The 19108-nt window shown below is 35.0% G+C and carries 20 protein-coding genes; 6 read left to right on the forward strand and 14 right to left on the reverse strand.

Features of this window, described 5'->3' with window-relative positions; all coding sequences use genetic code 11:
• Nucleotides 1-21: 21 nt before the first annotated feature.
• From Q0594_RS07325 to Q0594_RS07340, 4 genes are all read left to right on the forward strand, one after another.
• Nucleotides 22-1326 carry an ABC transporter substrate-binding protein gene (locus Q0594_RS07325; RefSeq protein WP_298730890.1) on the forward strand — a complete coding sequence of 435 codons (1305 nt, stop codon included), beginning with the start codon at nucleotides 22-24 and terminating at the stop codon, nucleotides 1324-1326.
• Between the two features lie 122 nt (nucleotides 1327-1448).
• The gene (locus Q0594_RS07330; RefSeq protein WP_298730892.1) at nucleotides 1449-2375 is read left to right on the forward strand and encodes a sugar ABC transporter permease; all 927 of its coding nucleotides are present in this window, start codon (nucleotides 1449-1451) and stop codon (nucleotides 2373-2375) included.
• Complete coding sequence (locus Q0594_RS07335) at nucleotides 2375-3250, forward strand: carbohydrate ABC transporter permease (protein WP_298730893.1); 876 nt, start codon at nucleotides 2375-2377, stop codon at nucleotides 3248-3250. Before Q0594_RS07330 ends, Q0594_RS07335 begins: the two co-directional genes overlap by 1 nt.
• Before the next feature lie 90 nt (nucleotides 3251-3340).
• Nucleotides 3341-4324, forward strand: a complete 984-nt coding sequence (locus Q0594_RS07340) for a LacI family DNA-binding transcriptional regulator (RefSeq protein WP_298730895.1) — start codon at nucleotides 3341-3343, stop codon at nucleotides 4322-4324.
• 176 nt (nucleotides 4325-4500) lie between these two features.
• Here the strand turns inward: Q0594_RS07340 and rpsO are convergent, their stop codons facing one another.
• The 5 genes from rpsO to Q0594_RS07365 all read right to left on the reverse strand — a co-directional run bounded on the left by rpsO (nucleotide 4501) and on the right by Q0594_RS07365 (nucleotide 9269).
• Nucleotides 4501-4770, reverse strand: coding sequence for a 30S ribosomal protein S15 (rpsO, locus tag Q0594_RS07345; protein ID WP_005606669.1), 270 nt, complete (start codon nucleotides 4768-4770; stop codon nucleotides 4501-4503).
• Between the two features lie 132 nt (nucleotides 4771-4902).
• Nucleotides 4903-6504: a polysaccharide deacetylase family protein gene (locus Q0594_RS07350; RefSeq protein WP_298730897.1), complete on the reverse strand. Its 1602-nt coding sequence runs from the start codon at nucleotides 6502-6504 to the stop codon at nucleotides 4903-4905.
• Nucleotides 6505-6527: 23 nt separating this feature from the next.
• Complete coding sequence (locus Q0594_RS07355; RefSeq protein WP_288295239.1) at nucleotides 6528-6962, reverse strand: Fur family transcriptional regulator; 435 nt, start codon at nucleotides 6960-6962, stop codon at nucleotides 6528-6530.
• Between the two features lie 160 nt (nucleotides 6963-7122).
• Complete coding sequence (locus Q0594_RS07360) at nucleotides 7123-7677, reverse strand: DJ-1 family glyoxalase III (RefSeq protein ID WP_288295238.1); 555 nt, start codon at nucleotides 7675-7677, stop codon at nucleotides 7123-7125.
• Between the two features lie 14 nt (nucleotides 7678-7691).
• The gene (locus Q0594_RS07365; RefSeq protein WP_298730902.1) at nucleotides 7692-9269 is read right to left on the reverse strand and encodes a helicase HerA-like domain-containing protein; all 1578 of its coding nucleotides are present in this window, start codon (nucleotides 9267-9269) and stop codon (nucleotides 7692-7694) included.
• 159 nt (nucleotides 9270-9428) lie between these two features.
• On the opposite strand from Q0594_RS07365, the gene Q0594_RS07370 reads away from it, so the two are divergent.
• Complete coding sequence (locus Q0594_RS07370) at nucleotides 9429-10271, forward strand: DegV family protein (protein ID WP_298730904.1); 843 nt, start codon at nucleotides 9429-9431, stop codon at nucleotides 10269-10271.
• A 60-nt stretch (nucleotides 10272-10331) separates the two neighbouring features.
• On the opposite strand, the gene Q0594_RS07375 is transcribed toward Q0594_RS07370, so the two are convergent.
• Entirely contained in the window at nucleotides 10332-11906 is a 1575-nt protein-coding gene (locus Q0594_RS07375; protein ID WP_070438272.1) for a peptide chain release factor 3, read from the reverse strand.
• A 137-nt stretch (nucleotides 11907-12043) separates the two neighbouring features.
• Between Q0594_RS07375 and nrdI the strand changes: the two genes are divergently transcribed.
• The gene (nrdI, locus tag Q0594_RS07380) at nucleotides 12044-12499 is read left to right on the forward strand and encodes a class Ib ribonucleoside-diphosphate reductase assembly flavoprotein NrdI (protein ID WP_298730905.1); all 456 of its coding nucleotides are present in this window, start codon (nucleotides 12044-12046) and stop codon (nucleotides 12497-12499) included.
• A gap of 41 nt (nucleotides 12500-12540) precedes the next feature.
• Here the strand turns inward: nrdI and pip are convergent, their stop codons facing one another.
• The 8 genes from pip to Q0594_RS07420 form a co-directional block, all read right to left on the reverse strand.
• Nucleotides 12541-13497: a prolyl aminopeptidase gene (gene pip, locus Q0594_RS07385; RefSeq protein ID WP_298730907.1), complete on the reverse strand. Its 957-nt coding sequence runs from the start codon at nucleotides 13495-13497 to the stop codon at nucleotides 12541-12543.
• Nucleotides 13497-14087: a uracil-DNA glycosylase family protein gene (locus tag Q0594_RS07390; protein ID WP_298730909.1), complete on the reverse strand. Its 591-nt coding sequence runs from the start codon at nucleotides 14085-14087 to the stop codon at nucleotides 13497-13499. The genes pip and Q0594_RS07390 overlap by 1 nt, the downstream gene beginning before the upstream one ends.
• Nucleotides 14088-14194: 107 nt before the next feature.
• The gene (locus Q0594_RS07395; protein WP_298730911.1) at nucleotides 14195-15274 is read right to left on the reverse strand and encodes a hypothetical protein; all 1080 of its coding nucleotides are present in this window, start codon (nucleotides 15272-15274) and stop codon (nucleotides 14195-14197) included.
• Nucleotides 15275-15276: 2 nt separating this feature from the next.
• A complete protein-coding gene (locus tag Q0594_RS07400) occupies nucleotides 15277-16170 on the reverse strand; it encodes an SPFH domain-containing protein (RefSeq protein WP_005606687.1) in 894 nt (297 codons plus the stop codon).
• 17 nt (nucleotides 16171-16187) lie between these two features.
• Nucleotides 16188-16583, reverse strand: a complete 396-nt coding sequence (locus Q0594_RS07405; RefSeq protein WP_039849084.1) for a hypothetical protein — start codon at nucleotides 16581-16583, stop codon at nucleotides 16188-16190.
• Between the two features lie 609 nt (nucleotides 16584-17192).
• Nucleotides 17193-17372, reverse strand: coding sequence for a hypothetical protein (locus tag Q0594_RS07410; RefSeq protein ID WP_298730913.1), 180 nt, complete (start codon nucleotides 17370-17372; stop codon nucleotides 17193-17195).
• Between the two features lie 2 nt (nucleotides 17373-17374).
• Complete coding sequence (locus Q0594_RS07415; RefSeq protein ID WP_298730915.1) at nucleotides 17375-18280, reverse strand: hypothetical protein; 906 nt, start codon at nucleotides 18278-18280, stop codon at nucleotides 17375-17377.
• Between the two features lie 14 nt (nucleotides 18281-18294).
• On the reverse strand, nucleotides 18295-19108 hold an 814-nt coding region (locus Q0594_RS07420; RefSeq protein ID WP_298730916.1), incomplete at its 5' end, for a class I SAM-dependent RNA methyltransferase.

A 19108-nucleotide genomic window follows, 5' to 3' on the forward strand; every position in this document is an offset into this window, starting at 1 on the left:
ATTTTAAGGAGGAAAAATATTATGGCAAACAAATGGTTTAAAAAATCTTTAATGGTTGGCTTAGCTGGTTTAGCTTTAGCAGGCTGTGCAAGCGGAGGTAACCAATCAAACTCTTCTAATGGAGGCTCTGAAAGCAAAAAAGAATTTACTTTATATAGTAATAAGAGCGAAATCCAAGAAGCCCTAACAGCATATGCTAAAGAATGGGGAGACAAAAACGGAGTTAAAGTTAATATTAAAACTTGTTCTGGTTCATGTAAGATTTCTGACCAACTAAAAACTGAATTTACTGCAGGTACTGCACCAGATGTATTCGTAATTGAAGGTCAAGCTGGATATGATTTGTGGAAAGACAACCTACAACCATTAAAAGGTGACTGGATTGATAAAACTGAGTTTGAATTTAAACAAGGTAACGACGTATACGGATTCCCAGTATCTGTAGAAGGATACGGATTAGCTTACAACAAAGAAATCTTAACTAAAGCTGGAATTGATCCTGCTACTCTAACTTCTTTTGAAGCAGTTGAGAAAGCAATGGCTACTTTAGAAAGTAAAAAAGATGAATTAGGATTATCTACTGTTGTTGCTACAGCAACTAAAGAAGGTGAAACTTGGATCATGGGTATCCATGACTTCGGTGCTTACTTAAGTAGTGGTCTTCCAAATGGTGATCGTTCAGTTACAAACCAAGTGCTAAAAGGTGAAATGGATAAAACTCGTTTAGAAAACTACACTAACTGGGTTGAATTATTATTCAAACATACTGATAAGAAACTCTTAACAGTTGGTACTCAAGAAGATATGGACTCAGCATTTGCTTCAGGAAAAGCTGCTTTCTTACACCAAGGTAACTGGAAAGATCCTAACTTAAAACAATTAAATGCTAACTTCGAAATGGGATTCATTCCTTATCAAACTTTAGGTAAAGATAAAAATGCTGATGGATTATTCATCGGTGCTCCTTCTTACTATGTAGTGAACAAAGATACTAAAGCTTTAGATTCTATCAACAAATTCTTCAACGACTTAGCTGATACTAAAGAAGGTCAAGACTACATCGTAAACAAAGCAAACATGATTTCTCCATTCTCTAACACAACTGAGAAACCATCAGCTCCATTATCACGCTTCTTAGCTGAATGGGTTAGCGCGAAGAAACCTGTTTACTCATTTGACAACCCATACTTCATGCCTGATAACTTCTTAATGAACAAATTAGGACCAATCTACGGTCAATATGCTCAAGGTTCAATTGATAAAGCTAAATTCCAAGAATTAATTATCAACCAAATTAAAGAAGTGCCAAGCTTGATTAAAAAATAATTAACAATATTGTAGTAAACAAACCCACAGCTGCCTTTTAGTGGCTGTGGGTTATGTGCTACAATAAAGATACATACAGGTGCTACCCCACCTGGAAATTCTCATAAAGGAGGAACTCTCTCATGTCTAAAAACAAGAAAGCTTTAAGCAGAGATGATCGTGCAAAACGCAATTTTTATAGATTAGTTTTACCAGCATTTATCATTTTTGCGATTGTTATTATTGTACCTTTCTTCTTAGGGTTCTACTATTCATTAACCGACTGGAAGAGCGTTACACAAACCAACCTACAATTTGTAGGTCTAAAAAACTTTACAGAAAGTTTGGCTGACACTCGCTTCCAATATTCTTTAATGATTACTGTGATTTTTGCGTTATTCAACGTTGTCGTGGTAAACATTGTGTCATTTAGTCTTGCTTTACTTGTATCCAGCAAGATTAAATTAAAAGATATCTTCCGTGCAGGATTCTTTATTCCAAACTTAATCGGGGGACTTGTTCTTGGTTATATTTGGCAATTCATCTATAACTCTGTATTCCCTGCTTTAGGACAATTAATCGGTAGCCAATTCTTAATCGATAACTTGTTCCTTGGAGATGTGAAATTGGCTGTAACTGCATTAATCATTACAAACACATGGCAATATGCTGGATATATTATGATGATTTACTTTGCAGCTTTACAAAACGTACCTTCAAGTTTAGTAGAATCTGCTTCTCTTGATGGTGCAAATGCATGGCAACGCCTACGCCACATTATCATCCCAATGGTAATGCCAGCGTTCACTGTATCGCTCTTCTTGACAATTACTAACTCATTCAAGATTTTTGATGTGAACTTCTCATTAACAGGTGGTGGCCCTTCACTACTATGGCATGACAAAGCCATCCAAAGTACTGAATTTATTACAATGAACATTTATAACACTGCTTCAGGTGACAACTTAATGGCTTTAGGTCAAGCTCGTGCAGTTATCTTATTCTTTATTTTGGTAGTTATCAGCTTGATTCAAACTTCAATCACTAAACGAAAGGAGATTGACTTATAATGAAAAAACAAAAATTAGGAATCTTATTTCTAGAAATTTTAGGAGTCATCCTTTTCTTACTATTCTTGAGTCCAATCGTTCTTTTAGTGATTAACTCAGCTAAAAGCTCTGCTGATATTCTTTCAGATCCGTTAGCTTTACCTGCAAGTTTTGGTCAACTATGGACTAATATTGTTACCATTTGGAATAACCCTTCCATCAATTACCCATCATCATTTTTATCATCAACGATTATTACTGTGATTTCTCTTTTCACAATCACTCTATTTTCGGCACTTGCTGCATGGGGACTTGTTCGATTCCGTTCAAAAGCTTCAACAGTGATTTTCTTCATTTTTGTAGCTTCAATGGTTATTCCTTTCCAAGTAGTCATGTATCCACTTGTTACTTGGTTTAAAATTTTAAGCGATGCGATAACAACTCCATTATTTGGATTTAGCTTATTACGTTCTTATCCAGGAATCATCTTAGCATACACTGGTTTTGGTATGTCACTTTCAGTATTCATGTTCCACGGATTCATTAAAGGTGTTCCTTTAGAAATCGAAGAAGCTGCTGAATTAGATGGTTGTAACAAAATGCAAACATTCTTCTACGTAGTACTTCCTATTTTAAAACCAATCTACGTTACCATTTTAATTTTGAATGGAATTTGGATTTGGAATGACTTCCTATTACCACTTCTATTACTTGGGAAAGGAAATGCGATTCAAACATTACCGATTGCGGTATCAAACTTTGCCGGATCATTTACAAAACAATGGGATATGATTCTAACTTCTACATTACTCATTATGTTACCAGTGATTATCTTATTCCTATTCGCTCAAAAACATATCATGAAAGGTATGGTTGACGGAGCAATCAAATCATAGTTCCTTAAATGCTCTGGGCGTGAAAATAACTGTTTTCATGCCCAGATTTTTTATTTTAATCATCACTCTACTAAGAAAGGAGGAATATAGATGGCATCTACTATTAAGGATGTTGCAAAGCTTTCTGGAGTCTCTCCTTCTACGGTTACTAGAGTTATTCAAGATAAGTCTAGTATTAGTGAAGCGACGAAGAAAAAAGTTCGTAAGGCCATGGCTTCATTAAATTATCATCCAAATGTTAATGCAAGAAGCTTAGCAAGTAATAAAACAAATGTCATCGGTGTTGTTCTTCCCAAAGACTCGGATATCTTTTATCAAAATTCATTTTTCCCCGCGGTTATTCGAGGAATATCTCAAACAGCAGCGGATCATCAATACTCTATTCAATTATGTACTGGAAAAGATATGAATCAGCGTTTAGCGATTTTGAAAGATACTATTCTTGGAAAGCGCGTAGATGGACTCATCTTTCTGTACGGGGAAATTGAAGACCCCCTTGTTGAATTTGCAATTGAACAAGAATTTCCTGCTGTTGTAATCGGAAAAACATTATCCCCTCTTATTTCATTTGTTGATAATAATAATGAAAAAGCAGGGTTTGATGCAACAGAATATATTATTCAAAAAGGCGCAAAATCTATTGCATTTATCGGTGGTCGAGACCAATTATTTGTTTCCCGAGACCGACTAAAAGGATATGAAAAAGCTCTTAAAAAATATGATATCCAAATAAACGATAGCCTTATTGCTCAAGTTTCTGAATTTACAAGAGAACAAGGTTATCATACTTTAAAAGAACTTCTAAAAGAAGGAAACATTGATGGTCTAGTAACAGCAGACTCTCTCTTTACTGAAGGAGCTGTTCGATATTTAAATGAAAAACAAATTCATTTGCCTATCATCACTTTTGACTCGGTACAACCTTCTGTTCGAATTGATGCTTATGTTGATATTCATACATTAGAATTAGGACGTTCTTCCTTTAAATTGTTACAAAATGTGATTAAATCGTACAATAATAAAAATATGATGTGTTACAGACAAATCATTGATCACTCTATAAAAGAAATGTAAAATAATAAGGCACAAGTTCCAAATAATTGGGACTTGTGCCTTTTTTTAATCATTTGTATTTTGCAATATAACTTATACATTATAAGTGCGATTGATCTCTCTTATTTATTCTATAATAAAACTCCATCAAAAAACTCCCAAGCACGAATGCATGGGAGTTCTCCATTGGTTTAAGATTAACGACGTAAGCCTAAACGGTTGATTAATTCACGGTAACGTTGAACATCTTTGTTACGTAAGTATGCTAATAAGTTACGACGGTGACCAACTTTTTTCATTAATCCACGGTTTGAGTGGAAGTCTTTTTTATGAACACGGATGTGGTCATTTAAGTGGTTGATTTCGTAAGTTAATACAGCGATTTGTACTTCTGGTGAACCAGTGTCTCCTTCGTGTAATGCATACTCTTTGATGATTTCATTTTTCTTTTCTTTAGAAATAGCCATTTCTAAACACCTCTTTCTTTTAATTTATGCCTTGTACTAAGTAAAACGTTGGTGATTCGCAAAACTCTGTAAAAGGTCTGTACATTAAGTACTTAATCAATTTACCTTATTTTCAGTAAAATTGCAAGCTTCTTAATCTATTTTTTGAATATCTACACGATTAAAATATGCATGATTTGGTTTTAATGGTTGGCCTGCCATTAATTCATCTACAGTCACCAATTCATAACCTTCTGCTTGTAAGTATTCAATAATCGTTGGTAGTGCTTCTACTGATTCTTCGTGAATATCATGCATCAATAAGATTCCGCCATTATGTGCATTTTCCTTAATATGCTGAATTGTCTTGGCTGCATCTCTATATTTCCAGTCTAGCGAGTCAATCGACCAGTTCACTATAGCAATACCTGCTTGATCCGCTACCATTTTATCAAAACCACCATATGGCGGACGCAAACTCATTGGTCTTAAACCACCTGATGCTTTGGCAATGAGGTCTGAAGTATTATGAACCTCTTTATACACTTCGTCTGCTGATTTCTTTGGTAATAACGGATGACTATAACTATGGTTTCCAAGTTCGTGCCCTTCAGCTACAATTTGCTTAATAATAGACTCATTACCTTCTACATGACTACCAACGATATAAAACGTTGCATGAGCGTTATATTTTTTTAGAATTTCTAATACTCTTGGTGTTGTTTCAGATCGAGGCCCATCATCAAACGACAACGCAATTCTCTTCTTACCTAGTTTTTCTTTAACAGTTGCAAGGTATTGTGTATAATTCTCTTTCTCTGTTTCCGGAATCATATTTTCATTCATATAAGCAAAAAGCTCTGTAAAAGGAATTGTCCATTCTGCATCTGAATCGTTTGTGTCTTTGTATTTTATACGAATTCCATTTTGAATGATTGACGTATCTAGTTTCTTCCAATTGTTATCTTTAAATTGAGAAGTAGTTTTTTCTGTTTGCTCATCAGATAGTCCATTTGCTTTAGATTCATCTAATGCTTTCTTCACAAAGAAGTTAGATACTGCTAAATCATTATTAAATAGTTTTGAAATTTCAAATGGTTGTAAAGAATCTGCGAAAACAAGTTGGTGTGTTAACTCAGAAAATTCCAACTGTTCAAAACCACGATCCTTTTGTTGATATACAGATACATAGTAATGAATATCATTCACGTTCGAAACAACCTTTGTTTGATAAGCTTTCAAGAAAATCAAAGTTTTCTTAGAGGCTCCCGCGTATTTTTCTAGCACCGTTTGTTTTAAAGTCGAAATCTGCTCAGCAATGGAAGCAACTTCATTTCCAGAACTATCTGTAGGGATTAATTCCTGAATTTCAATATTGCCATTCGTTTCATCTTTAACCGTAAAATTTTCGTTATATTTTTTTGTATCGTCTTGTTCAACTTGAATAATACGTTTTAATTCTTCTTCATTAAATTGATCTGCCATAATACGATGAATCGTTAATAATTCAAATACTAAAATAGCTAGAGTCAAAACTCCTATCACCCAAAAAATGGTTTTAGGAATTTTCTTTTTCGGTCTTTTCTTTTTTGAATCCTTCCCACCGAATCGTTGGTTCTCTTGATTCTCCTCTTGAACTGCCTCTTCCTTCAAATCAGTCTCTAGCATTTCTTCAGGATTTTTTGTATATTTATTTTCTTTTTTTTGATGTTTTTCTTTGCCATTATTGGCTCTTCGTTGAATGACCTTCTCCATTCTCCACGACCCCTTATTAAATACTATTTTTCTTTTTTCTGACAGTCCGGACAAACACCATAAACTTCCATTCGATGTCCTCTAACTTTAAACCCTGTTAATTGTTCTGCTGCTTTTTCAACATCATCTAAGACTGGATAATATAAATCCACTACTTTCCCACAAACATCGCAAACAGCATGATAGTGCTGTCCTAAATCAAAATCGTATCGACTGGCACTATCTCCATACATTAATTCCTTAACTACACCCTCTTTAATAAACAGGTTTAAATTATTATATACTGTCGCCACACTGACTTGAGGATATTCTCTTGTTAATTCAGTAAAAATTTCTTCCGCAGTTGGATGAGTATCTACACTAGCTAAAAATTCTAGCATTGCCACTCTTTGAGGAGTAATACGAACTCCTTTACTACGTAACTTCTTCACTACTTGATTAATTTCTTCTTTTCTCATAAATTTCCCTAATTTCTAAAACATATTACGTCGATTTTGATACTTTATTCTCTCAAATTTCCAGAAAAAAATCAAGACATACATTTAATATTTTTGTAACATTGTAATATTTTTGTAACAAAAAAGATTTGCCCCTGTAATAGGGCAAATATTTCTACTATTATTTTTTAAAAAGCTTATTGTATTGCATCCCTTCTCGAAGTGAAGAGGTATCTGTTCCTAATGCTTCTGCTATTGTATAAGCAAATTCGAAACTTGCAGCTGCACCACAACCCGTAATGATTTTTCCATCTTTTTCAACTATCGTTCCTGTATAAATTCCGTCATTAATTTCTTCTTCAAAACCGGGATAGCAAGTAAATTTTTTCTTTTTCAGCAATCCTGCCCTATGTAGAACAATTGGCGCTGCACAGATTGCTGCAATAATTTTGCCTTTTTTCGAATATTCTTTCAGCTTTTGAATAAGAAACTCATTCTCTCTTAAGTGATGCGCCCCTGGAATTCCCCCTGGAAGAACTAAGGCATCTATTTGCGCCCAATAAAATGTCTCTAATTCATCATCTGCCTTCACTGAAATTTTATGAGAACCCGTAATGACTTGTCCACCAATACCAACTGTATGAACAATATGACCTGCTCTTCTCAAAATATCAACTGTAGCAAGGCCTTCAATCTCTTCAAATCCTTCCGCTAAGAATACAACGACATTTGCCATAGGACAGCCTCCTCTTATTTTTTGAACAAACCCATTACTCCGCGAGTAATCACTCGACCTACTTCACGTCCAACGCTAGACATAATATTCTTCGTAAAGCGATCCATCGCAGAATCACCTTTCTTAGTTGCTGCTTGTCGTGCTTGACGTTCTAGTTCTCTTTCTTGACGTTCACGTTCTTTTTCTTCTAATTTAGCCTGTTTTTCAGCCTCTTTTTGTGCAAGAGCTTCTTGCTTTTCAGCTTCTTTACGTTCCGCTTCTGCTTGTTTTTCAGCTTCTCTTTGAGCTAAAACTTCTTCTTGCTCTTGTTGAAATTGTTGTTCTAATGCTAATAATTGCTCATGAGCAGACTCACGATCAAACATTTCTGCATATTTATCATAGAATGGAGATTGATTCACTAGTTGTTGACGAACAAATGCATCAACCGCATCTAATTTACTCTTTGGTGGGTAAATTGAAACCACTTCTGCAAAACTTGGAGATCCATCTTCCTGTAAAGTAGAAACTACCGCATCCCCTACTTTTAGATTCGTAATCACTGAAACTAAATCTTTCCCTTCTTCTTGACGGAAAGTTTCAGCTACTGCTTTTACATTCTTTTGCTCAGCTGGTGTAAACGCACGTAAGCCATGTTGGATTCGATTTCCTAACTGACTGGCTACCGCATTAGGAATATCCGTTGGATTTTGTGTTACAAAGAAAATACTAATTCCTTTCGAACGAATTAAACGTACAATTAATTCAATTTTTGCTTGTACAGCTGGGTTGCTCTGGTTGAATAATACATGTGCTTCGTCAAAGAAGAATACTAGTTTTGGTTTATCTAAATCTCCTACTTCAGGTAAGTTTTCATATAACTCAGATAAGAACCATAATAAGAAAGTTGCATATAATTTAGGTGTTTGGAACAACTTTTCTGAAGATAATACATTGATGTTTCCACGTCCACTTGCATCTGTTTTAAATAAATCTCCAATTTCAAAAGCTGGCTCTCCAAAGAACTGATTTCCACCTTGTTGTTCTAACACTAATAAACTACGTAAAATAGTTCCAATCGATTGTTGGGCAATATTTCCATATAAATTACGTAATTCAGAAGCATGAGCTCCCACATAATTTAACATTGCACGTAAATCTTTAATATCAATTAATAATAAACCTTGTTCATCAGCAACTTTAAACGCAATATTTAAAATACCTTCTTGCGTTTCATTTAATCCTAACAGTTGAGATAATAAAATAGGGCCCATTTCTGAAATGGTTGTACGAATGTTAATTCCGTTTTCACCAAAAATATCCCAAAAAGCTACTGGATAAGAACTTGGTTCAAAATCTTCTACGTGTACTTTTTTTAATCGTTCGGCAATCTTTTCAGTTATTTCACCTTTTTCGGCAAGGCTAGCTAAATCTCCTTTAATATCAGAAAGTAATACAGGTACTCCAGCTTCACTTAATTGTTCAGCAAGAACTTTAAGAGTAACAGTTTTTCCTGTACCTGTAGCTCCAGCAATTACTCCATGTCGATTTAATTTATTCGATAATAATTGAGCTGGCTTTGTTCCATATCCAAAAGAAATTGTTTGAGTCATAATACTCCTCCTTTAAGTTTATTTCTACTCCTTAACAATAGTACAGAAAGCGCTAAAATTCCACTAAAATGTTAAGTTTTAATTAGATTAGTTGACTTGTTTTGAAGTTCAAAGTATATTACTCTTATATGAACTATACTACTAAAGGAGAATTCTCTTATGAAATGGAAAATAATTGCGGATTCTGGTTGTGATCTACGTGAAATCGAGAATCTAGCAACAAATACTGAATATATTAATGTACCATTAACTGTCCAAGTGGGCGAGAAACATTATAAAGACGATGCAACATTAGATATTGATGCTATGATGATTGAAATGTATGAATCAAAGGAAAAAACTGCTTCTGCTTGTCCCAGTCCAGATGCTTTTTTAGAGGCCTATAGAGGTGCTGAAAATGTTATTGCCATTACAATTACTGGTGGCCTATCAGGAAGCCAAAATAGTGCTCAATTAGCCAAAAATATGTTATTAGAAGAAGCCCCTGAAACAAATATTGAAGTCTTCGATAGCCTTTCAGCAAGTGGTGAAATGGTTCTATTTGTCCAAAAGGCAAATGAACTGATTGCTCAAGGACTTTCTTTTGAAAAAGTAGTTGCAGCATTAAAAGAATACTTAGCAAGCACCAAGCTATTATTTGCACTTGCTCGTGTCGATAACCTAGTAAAAAACGGTCGATTAAATAAATTAGTCGGCGCCGTTATCGGAATGCTCAATATCCGCTTAGTCGGTAACGCTTCTCCAGAAGGAACACTAAACTTACTTCACAAAGCAAAAGGTCAAAAGAAAGCTGTTCAAGCAGTTTGGTCTGAAATGAAAAAAAATGGCTACAAGGGTGGTCGTGTGGTTATCAGCCACTGTAGTAACCCGGAAATCTGTGGCTTAATTCAAGCAGCTGTTCATAGCGAGTTCCCAGATGCGGATGTTTCTAGTATCCACACAAGCGGGGTCTGCAGCTATTATGCAGAACAAGGCGGAATCCTAATGGGATACGAAGCTTAATCTTAAAAATACGAAAAGACTCTCTAATCCAAGTGATTAGAGAGTCTTTATTTGTATCTATTAGAATAATGCTTTTAATTCGACTTCTGGATGTTTATCTTTGAACCAGTTTAAAGCAAATTGGTTTTCGAATAAGAAGACTGGTTGGTCAAAACGGTCGCGACATAATAAGTTTCGACTTGATGACATATTTGGATCCAGTTGTTCTTCGTCAATCCAACGAGCAATTTTACTTCCGATTGGAGTCATGACTACTTCAGCATTGTATTCATTTAATAAGCGGTATTGGAACACTTCGAATTGCAGTTGACCAACCGCACCAAGGATATATTCTCCTGTATGATATGTCTTGTACAATTGGATAGCTCCTTCTTGTACTAACTGCTCGATTCCTTTATGAAATGATTTTTGCTTCATGACGTTCTTGGCAGAAACTTTATTAAAGAGTTCTGGCGTAAATTGTGGTAATGGTTCGAACTGCACAGCCCCTTTTCCTGAGTAAATCGTATCTCCGATTTGGAAGTTCCCTGTATCGTAAAGTCCAATAATATCCCCTGCAACGGCTGCTTTAACCGTTTCACGGCTATCTGCCATAAATTGTGTTGTATGAGATAATTTCATTTTCTTTTGCGAACGGTTCACGGTAATGTCCATCCCTGGAGTGAATTCTCCTGAACAGATACGCACAAACGCAATACGGTCGCGGTGCGCTGGGTTCATGTTTGCTTGAATTTTGAAGATGAATCCTGTGAATTGTTCTTGTAGTGGATCTACAAGTTCCCCTGATTCTGTCTTCTTCGCTGATGGACTCGGCGCAAAATCAACAAACGCATCTAAGAATGTTTGAACTCCGAATCCAGTTAAGGCAGAACCGAAGAATACAGGCGTTAATTTACCAGCTGCAATCTTCTCTTCATCAAAAGCATTTCCTGCTTCTAATAAGAGTTGCGCGTCTTCGATTGCTTGGTTATAAAGTGTAGATTGTTTAAACGCATAATCGCCGTCCACTTCCCCATCTTCGTTTAATGGTAAGAAGTCATTATCTTCGTTTTCTTCTGGGTGCATCAACTCAACACGTTTGTTGTAAATATCATATAAGCCAAGGAATGTTTTCCCCATCCCCATTGGCCAGTTCATTGGATACGCGTCAATTCCTAATACTTCTTCTAATTCCGCGATTAATTCCAGCGGTTCACGTCCATCACGGTCTAATTTGTTAATGAAAGTAAAAATCGGAATTCCACGCATACTACAAACTTCAAATAGTTTCTTTGTTTGTGGCTCAATCCCTTTAGCGCTGTCGATAACCATCACGGCACTATCCACAGCCATTAATGTACGATACGTATCTTCTGAGAAGTCCTCGTGCCCTGGTGTGTCCACGATATTAATATGGTTTCCATCGTATTCTACTTGCATGACTGAACTCGTAACAGAAATCCCACGTTGTTTTTCGATTTCCATCCAGTCAGATTTAGCAAACTTCCCTGTCTTCTTCCCTTTTACGGTACCAGCTTGACGAATCGCACCCCCGTATAAGAGTAATTGTTCTGTAATCGTTGTTTTCCCAGCATCTGGGTGGGAAATAATCGCAAAAGTCTTGCGAGATTGTACTTCTTCTTTTAAATGTGACATGAGTCTCTCCTTCGTGTTTATTCTCAAGTATTATAGCTGATTTTCACAATTTTTAAAAGTTTAAAAACACCCTCTAGAAGGATTAGACAAAGTGCGGTATACTTAAAGACAGCAAAAATCTTTCAGGAGGTTTCTCAATGTCGAAAGAATTACCAATTATTTATATTAGTTTAACCGGAAATACACATAACTTCGTCACTCGTTTAAGAGATCAATTACGCTTTATGGAGCCCTCTTTAAAAGTGACATTGACGAATGTTAAAGATCTTGTTAAAGGCCAAGAAGATTACTTCAAAGTAGGAAAACCCTTCGTTGCTTTTCTACCGACTTATTTAGAAGGTGGAAATGGCGTGGATAATGGAGACGTTGAAGTCTTAACCAATCCGCTTGGTGATTTCCTCGCTTATGAACATAATTATGCACATTGCTTTGGGGTGATTGGTAGCGGAAATCGTAACTTTAATAAGCAATTCTGCCTCACCGCCCGTCAATATTCTGAGCGTTTTGGGTTCCCAGTGCTCGATGAATTTGAATTACGCGGAAGTAACCGCGATGTAGAGCGCATTGCTGCAATGCTTCTTGAAAAAATCTAAACACACAAAAGGCCGCAGAAAATTTCTGCGAGCCTTTCTTTTTATTTAAAGTAAGTTTTGCATTTTTCACTAAAACCAACTAACGCTTCCATCGTAGCGGGTTCCATTGCGGTATGACCTGCCGCTTGTGCAAAGATGAGTTCTGTGCCATCAACTGCTTGAGCGAGTTCAAACGCCGCACTTGGCAGGCAATCCACATCATAACGCCCATGTACGATATGCATTGGAATCCCCTTGAAGGCATCCACATGATTCAAGATGAAATTATCATCTTCTACAAAGCAGTGATGATAGAAGAAGTGACATTCCATTCGCGCAATTGTAAGAGCCCCGCGAATACCTGCTTCATCCCAGACAATTGGATCATACGGAATCAACTTCACGAGACCATGTTCCCACTCTGCCCATGCGCGCGCTGCCTCCAAACAAATCGATTCATCGTCTGAGGTCAAGCGTTTGTAGTACGCATTCACCAGTTCTCCTTGTTCTTCAAGAGGAATTGGTGCTTTAAACTTCTCGAAGTTCTCTGGATAAAAATGAGACGCCCCATCTTGATATAACCAATCTACATCGCTTTGACGACCAAGGAAGATCCCACGAAGCATCAATCCTACGACGCGTTCACGGTGTGCAATCGTGTAATGTAAGGCTAGCGTTGTTCCCCAGCTACCACCAAAGACAAGCCACTTATCAATCCCTAATGTGGTACGAATCTTCTCTATATCCGCTACTAAATCATGTGTCGTATTCTCTTCTAACGATGCAAAAGGTGTACTCTTTCCACATCCACGTTGATCAAATTGGATAATACGATAAAATTCTGGATCAAAAAACTGACGATTTACAGGAGATGAGGCTCCTCCTGGTCCGCCGTGTAAAACAACAACTGGATGTCCTAATGGATTTCCTGATTCTTCTACATAAATTGTATGCAATTCACTGACTGGAATCATATGTTCGTTATAGATTTCGATTTCTGGATATACCTCTATTCTCATTACTTGGCTCCTTTAATGATTTCTTGAACTCTTTTTTTAAATTCTGGTAAAACATCCTCTTCAAACCATGGATTTTTTGCCATCCATCGACGGTTTAAAGGAGACGGATGTACAAGCGGAAACATCTTTGGTAAGTATTCTTTGTATGCCTTCACTGTTTCCGTTAAGTTTTTCTTCTTTGTATCTTTTAAATAATAATCCTGCGCATATTTTCCTACTAAAATAATAAGTTCAATATCTGGCATTAAAGCTAATGTTTCTGCATGCCATTTTTCAGCAAAACCTTTACGTGGTGGAAGATCTCCTGATTTCCCTTTTCCAGGATAATAATAATCCATTGGAACGACTGCAAATAAATCCGATTGATAGAAGAAATTACGATCAACTCCCATCCAGCTTCTTAGATTATCTCCACTTTGGTCATTCCAAAACAAGCGACTCTCTTGCGCTTTAATTCCAGGAGCTTGTCCAACAATCAAAATCTTTGCATTCCGTGGAGCAGAAAATAAAGGTTTAATTCCAGCTTTAGTATATTCTTTATTTTGAGGATCCTTTTCAATTTTATTCATTAATTTTTGTATTTCTTGCATCTATATTCCACCCTTCTCACTTAGAATACTCCCATTCTTTATAGACTGCAAATCCTTCCCTATAGAAAAATCCTCTAAGTCTTTTACAACTTAGAGGATTTGATTCTTTATTTTAAGCGAACTGTTTTTATGATTCGAGGAAGAGATTTGTTAGAAAGTACTCTTGGTAAAGTATGCGACTTTTCTTTAGATTTTGTCTTATACACTAATGGTCTTGTTGGACGTTGAGTTCCAACAAACTCTTCTGGGCTCTGTTGAGTTCTTCGGTGATTTGTAGACTGTAATGCCTGTTTAGTCGCTTGTTTTTTTGCTTGAGAACGTTGTTTTGGATTCGAAATGCTATGACGTGGACGATAAACTCTTTGTTGAATTTCTTCCAATCTAGAATCCGTATTATTTTGTCGTCGTTCATTTCTCTTAGGAGATCTCATATTCATATTAGAGTTCTCTTTTTGTGAGTTATTTCTTGCCTTATTCTGTTTTTTACCAATAAAAACAAATACCATTAGAATTAATACGATAAAAAACGCAGCTTGCCCTAATACATAATAACCTTCGCCATCTTTTGAATTATAATTATTAAAAAAGAAACTACTTTTCTTATTATCATTCGTATTAGAATTTTTTTCACTATCGTACGAATTGGTCTTTGCGTTATTGTTATTATTCTTTTGATTCGAAGATTGCAGATTAGACTGATTTTCTTTTTCATTTACGGCTTCAGTCGTCATCTCCTCTACATCTCTTTTATCCGTTGCTCTATCATATTGGAATGGCTTAACCACTTTCCCATCCACTATATCAATAAATTCAAGGTGAATAGATAGATTATTTTTATTTAAGAGAAAGACATCTACTTTGTATTTTTTATTTTCTCTGAATACAAAAAATTGAAGTTTATAGTTTCCTTCTTTTAGATTGTTGAGTTGAACAGGTACTTTCACAGAATCATAATCAGGATTGTTAAATTTTAAAGGAACCGTAATTGTTTCATTAAAATTTTTGTTTGCCTGAACATTAACCGTGGTTTCATACGACCCCACCATTTTACTAGAATTATCTGAGGTCGTTTCTGCATATACTGTATTTACAGTAATATTTTGGAAAGTTCCCATCATGAAGAAACTGACAATCAACACGGCAAGCCACTTCAATCTAAAGAAAGATTTGCTAGCTCGTTGTTTCATGATTATTTACCTGCTTCGTCCCAAACTTTACGTCCTGATGCTAATGAAGCAATGTTTTCAGCAATTTTTGCGTTATTTTGTCCATCCATTAATACAACTGTATTGTTTGGACCTTCAGCAAGAGCTTTTTTAGCATCGATTGCTAAGTATTCTAATGCAGCCGCATTTAAGTTAGATTCATTTAAAGCGTTGTTGATGGCTGTTAATTGAGCAACAGTTGCTTGAGTGTCAATTGCGATTTTTTCAGCATGAGCACGAGCATCTGCTAATAATTTGTTGTTTTGAGTTCTTGTATCCATTTCAACTGTTTTTTGACGAGCGTCAGCAGCGATTAACGCAGCATCACGTTCACGGTCAGCAGTGATTTGTTTGTTCATCGCTTCAACGATGCTTTGTGGAGGAATAACTTCACCAATGTTAACACGGTCGATTGTAACCCCGTAAGAGTCTGTTTTACCGAATACACGTTGGTTTAAGTCAGTGTTGATTTTGTTTGTACCACCAAGAATTTCAGCCATCGTCATTGTACCGATGATGTCACGTAATTCGTTTTGGATATCTAAAAGTAATAATCCTTCTGGGTTTGTGTTTCCATATAAGTATTCTTCAAGATTATCTACGTGGTATTTAGCTGAAGCATCAATTGTTAAATTAACGTTGTCTTTTGTGATGATTTCTTGTGGATCTAAATCTAATGAACGTTGACGCATATCTACAACGTATGCAATATTACGAATGATTGGTGTTACAAAGTGTAACCCTGGTCCTAATTCCCCAACATAACGTCCGAATGATTGAACAGCAGCTTTGTGTCCTTGTTGTACAATACGAATTGATTTGAACGCAATAATTAATAAAACTAATACTAAAGCGATAATAATAATTGTTAATGGCATGATAAATTTCCTTCTTTCTATAAAGTTACATATACTAATTTTTCTGGATTGAGCTCCTCAATCACTTTAACATAAACCAATCCATCTTCATAGTCAATGACTTCAAGTGGTTGGCCTTCTTCAACGGACATAACGTCCAAAATCTTATAAGGATAGTTTCGTCCTCGGTAATTAAATGTTCCAAATACTTGCTCGGAGAATGCCTTAAATTGTCCATGCAATAAATTTTTAATGGCATCCGGCCAGTTTTCAACTTTTTTTTGATGACCTTCGACTTCTTTTTCGATGACCGATCTAAAATAAGTTGAAACATCAGTCGAAATTATCTTCAAAAATGCTTCTTTTAAAGAAGGTTCAATCGTGAAGTTAATCCGCTCTGTCTTATTTTCGTTCGACCACGGTTGTTTTCTCATTCCCATTCTCCTTTCTTTTTTCTCTGATGAATATATTATAACATGTTCCGAATATAATACAAGTGTAATATACTCACTTTAAAAATATTTTATAAATAATATAGAACTATAAAAAAGCTTTTTCTTTTTGGAGTAAATTATTCATTGAATTACAGCCTACCTTACAGATTCCTAACAAAGATTCATCGAGAAGCAATTTAAGATTCAATCAAAAAAGGAACCATAGAAACATTGAGTTACCAACGTTTCTATGGTCTTATTAAAAACTAACCTACGCTACCTTCCCCGTTATCCTGTAATTTACACCGCATAGAAAATGCTATATGAAAATATTTGACAGTTTAACCGATTTATTGTTATTATCCACAAATCAACTAATTGATGGTAAGTCTTTCCACACCCATAGTATGATTAAAATTAATTATTTTTATAATCTTAATTGTGTTTAAACTAAATTAGAGTTATTATTTTTTTGAGGAGGAAACAAAATGCAAATACTTCAAAAAATTTATGGAACATTATTTATTTGTGTAACTTTGTATTATACATGTTCACTATTATTTCCATTTGTAGCTTATTTGGTTCTAATTTCATGTACTTTTTGTTTTGTTAAAGTTGTTCCTCATCCAACTTCTCTTTCAAATCCATTTGCTTTTGAGATTCGCATGAAATCACTCGTAAAGTGGGATTTATAGAAATATCAAAGTCTGCAATAGACTTTTGTAGTTCTTTTATTTTCAATTCCCTCTCAAGTTCACGCACTTTTCCATCTTTTTTAAATTCCTCCAATTCTAATTCTGCACGTATGTTGGATATTTCTTTATTTCTATTTTCCAACTTATTTTTTTATAGTCAAATATTGTCGGTAACAGACCTTTAAATGAAATATCTTTGAACTTTATTTCGGAAAATACACCTAAAAATAATATAATAATCAGTTTATTTTCATTTAAAAAATTACAGAAATTATTAATATTTTCAATTATTACTTGAATATCTCCGGGACTTTGAACATTAGTTTTTACTGATATTTTTTGTTTATCAATTTTATCTTCAACTTTTCCCACCAATCCAAATAGAGCGTTCCAAGAACTAATATTAATGTTTTCTTTAGCATTAACTCTAAGAGAGAAATGTAAACCTCTATCTTTTAAATATACTCTAGAGATCAATGGATCTATATATTCTGCTTCTTCAATAATCTCGATTATTGTTTGATGCATGTTTAGCATATAAAACAACTTCGGATTTAAAAATTCTCTAGATATTTCATTAAACCATATTACCTTTCTTCTTTTCCTATTTAAAGAAATATGAATATTACTTATTTCTTTTTGAATTTTATTTTCTTCTGTAATATCTCTAAAAACTTCAATACTGCCCCAATATTCATTTTTATCGTCAAAAATAGGACTACTTTTTACAAAAAAATCTCTTTCTCCAACTGATAACAATTCAGTTTTCACATCTTCCTTATGCCCAATTGGTGCAACACATTTTAAAGATGAAAAAATTTGGTCGTTTCTATGTATGTCATCATCAGAAAATACACAAAATTTTCCTTCCTCATTTTCTAAAAATTTTTTCATACTGGAGTTGGTATAGACAATCAGCCCGGTTTTATCAAAAACTCTGACTAAATCTTCCATAAAATCTACTAGTTCAAAATTCCAATGTGTGAATTTATCCATATACATACTTTTATCTCCTGCTATTTTGGTTTAGGTCCATAAAATTGATAGAAGTCAACTTTAATTCGTCCATTAAATAATTTTCTCTTTCTATCCGCTTTTCTGCCATATAAATTTTCAAAACTTTCTATACTTGTTATTAAATACACAGACCAAGTATCCAATTCCTTAAATTTTTTACCAAAATCTCTATAAAGTTGTTCGACTTCCACTATTTTCCCCATACGCTCGCCATAAGGAGGATTCGTAACAACAACGCCATATTCATTATACAGGTCAACATCCCTCATATCTTTTATAAAAAATGAAATTTCATCATCTACGCCTAAAATATCTGCATTGTCTCTTGCTATTAAAATTGACTGTCTATCTATATCTGAACCTAAAATTTTTAAATCTCTGTCATAATCAATTAATGCTCTTGCCTTGTTCTTTTCATTTTTCAAAGCATCTTTATCCAATAAATTCCAATTTTCAAAGGCAAAATTTCTCATAATTCCCGGAGCAATATTTCTGCCCATCATATAGGCTTCAATACAAAGCGTGCCACTGCCACAAAACGGATCATAAAAAACTCTATTCGGCTCCCAAAAAGACAGACTAATCATAGCACTCGCCAAAGTTTCCTTTAGTGGTGCATCTCCTGCTCTCTTTCTATATCCTCTTTTGTGTAAAGCCTCTCCCGAAGTATCAACGGTAACAGTTGCAATATCCTTTAAAATAGATACTTCTATATAATATAAAGCATTTGAAGTTTCATCAAACCATTCAACTCCGTAAACATTTTTTAGCCTGTCAACTACCGCTCTCTTTGTAATCTTTTGAATATCCGAT

This window comes from uncultured Granulicatella sp., assembly GCF_938030755.1.
Classification (GTDB): domain Bacteria; phylum Bacillota; class Bacilli; order Lactobacillales; family Aerococcaceae; genus Granulicatella.

What these genes read in the sequence shown, in the direction of transcription:
- Q0594_RS07325 (WP_298730890.1), top strand. Translation starts at nt 22, where the DNA reads ATGGCAAACAAATGGTTTAAAAAATCTTTAATGGTTGGCTTAGCTGGT.
- Q0594_RS07330 (WP_298730892.1), top strand. Translation starts at nt 1,449, where the DNA reads ATGTCTAAAAACAAGAAAGCTTTAAGCAGAGATGATCGTGCAAAACGC.
- Q0594_RS07335 (WP_298730893.1), top strand. Translation starts at nt 2,375, where the DNA reads ATGAAAAAACAAAAATTAGGAATCTTATTTCTAGAAATTTTAGGAGTC.
- Q0594_RS07340 (WP_298730895.1), top strand. Translation starts at nt 3,341, where the DNA reads ATGGCATCTACTATTAAGGATGTTGCAAAGCTTTCTGGAGTCTCTCCT.
- rpsO (WP_005606669.1), bottom strand. Translation starts at nt 4,770, where the DNA reads ATGGCTATTTCTAAAGAAAAGAAAAATGAAATCATCAAAGAGTATGCA.
- Q0594_RS07350 (WP_298730897.1), bottom strand. Translation starts at nt 6,504, where the DNA reads ATGGAGAAGGTCATTCAACGAAGAGCCAATAATGGCAAAGAAAAACAT.
- Q0594_RS07355 (WP_288295239.1), bottom strand. Translation starts at nt 6,962, where the DNA reads ATGAGAAAAGAAGAAATTAATCAAGTAGTGAAGAAGTTACGTAGTAAA.
- Q0594_RS07360 (WP_288295238.1), bottom strand. Translation starts at nt 7,677, where the DNA reads ATGGCAAATGTCGTTGTATTCTTAGCGGAAGGATTTGAAGAGATTGAA.
- Q0594_RS07365 (WP_298730902.1), bottom strand. Translation starts at nt 9,269, where the DNA reads ATGACTCAAACAATTTCTTTTGGATATGGAACAAAGCCAGCTCAATTA.
- Q0594_RS07370 (WP_298730904.1), top strand. Translation starts at nt 9,429, where the DNA reads ATGAAATGGAAAATAATTGCGGATTCTGGTTGTGATCTACGTGAAATC.
- Q0594_RS07375 (WP_070438272.1), bottom strand. Translation starts at nt 11,906, where the DNA reads ATGTCACATTTAAAAGAAGAAGTACAATCTCGCAAGACTTTTGCGATT.
- nrdI (WP_298730905.1), top strand. Translation starts at nt 12,044, where the DNA reads ATGTCGAAAGAATTACCAATTATTTATATTAGTTTAACCGGAAATACA.
- pip (WP_298730907.1), bottom strand. Translation starts at nt 13,497, where the DNA reads ATGAGAATAGAGGTATATCCAGAAATCGAAATCTATAACGAACATATG.
- Q0594_RS07390 (WP_298730909.1), bottom strand. Translation starts at nt 14,087, where the DNA reads ATGCAAGAAATACAAAAATTAATGAATAAAATTGAAAAGGATCCTCAA.
- Q0594_RS07395 (WP_298730911.1), bottom strand. Translation starts at nt 15,274, where the DNA reads ATGAAACAACGAGCTAGCAAATCTTTCTTTAGATTGAAGTGGCTTGCC.
- Q0594_RS07400 (WP_005606687.1), bottom strand. Translation starts at nt 16,170, where the DNA reads ATGCCATTAACAATTATTATTATCGCTTTAGTATTAGTTTTATTAATT.
- Q0594_RS07405 (WP_039849084.1), bottom strand. Translation starts at nt 16,583, where the DNA reads ATGAGAAAACAACCGTGGTCGAACGAAAATAAGACAGAGCGGATTAAC.
- Q0594_RS07415 (WP_298730915.1), bottom strand. Translation starts at nt 18,280, where the DNA reads ATGTATATGGATAAATTCACACATTGGAATTTTGAACTAGTAGATTTT.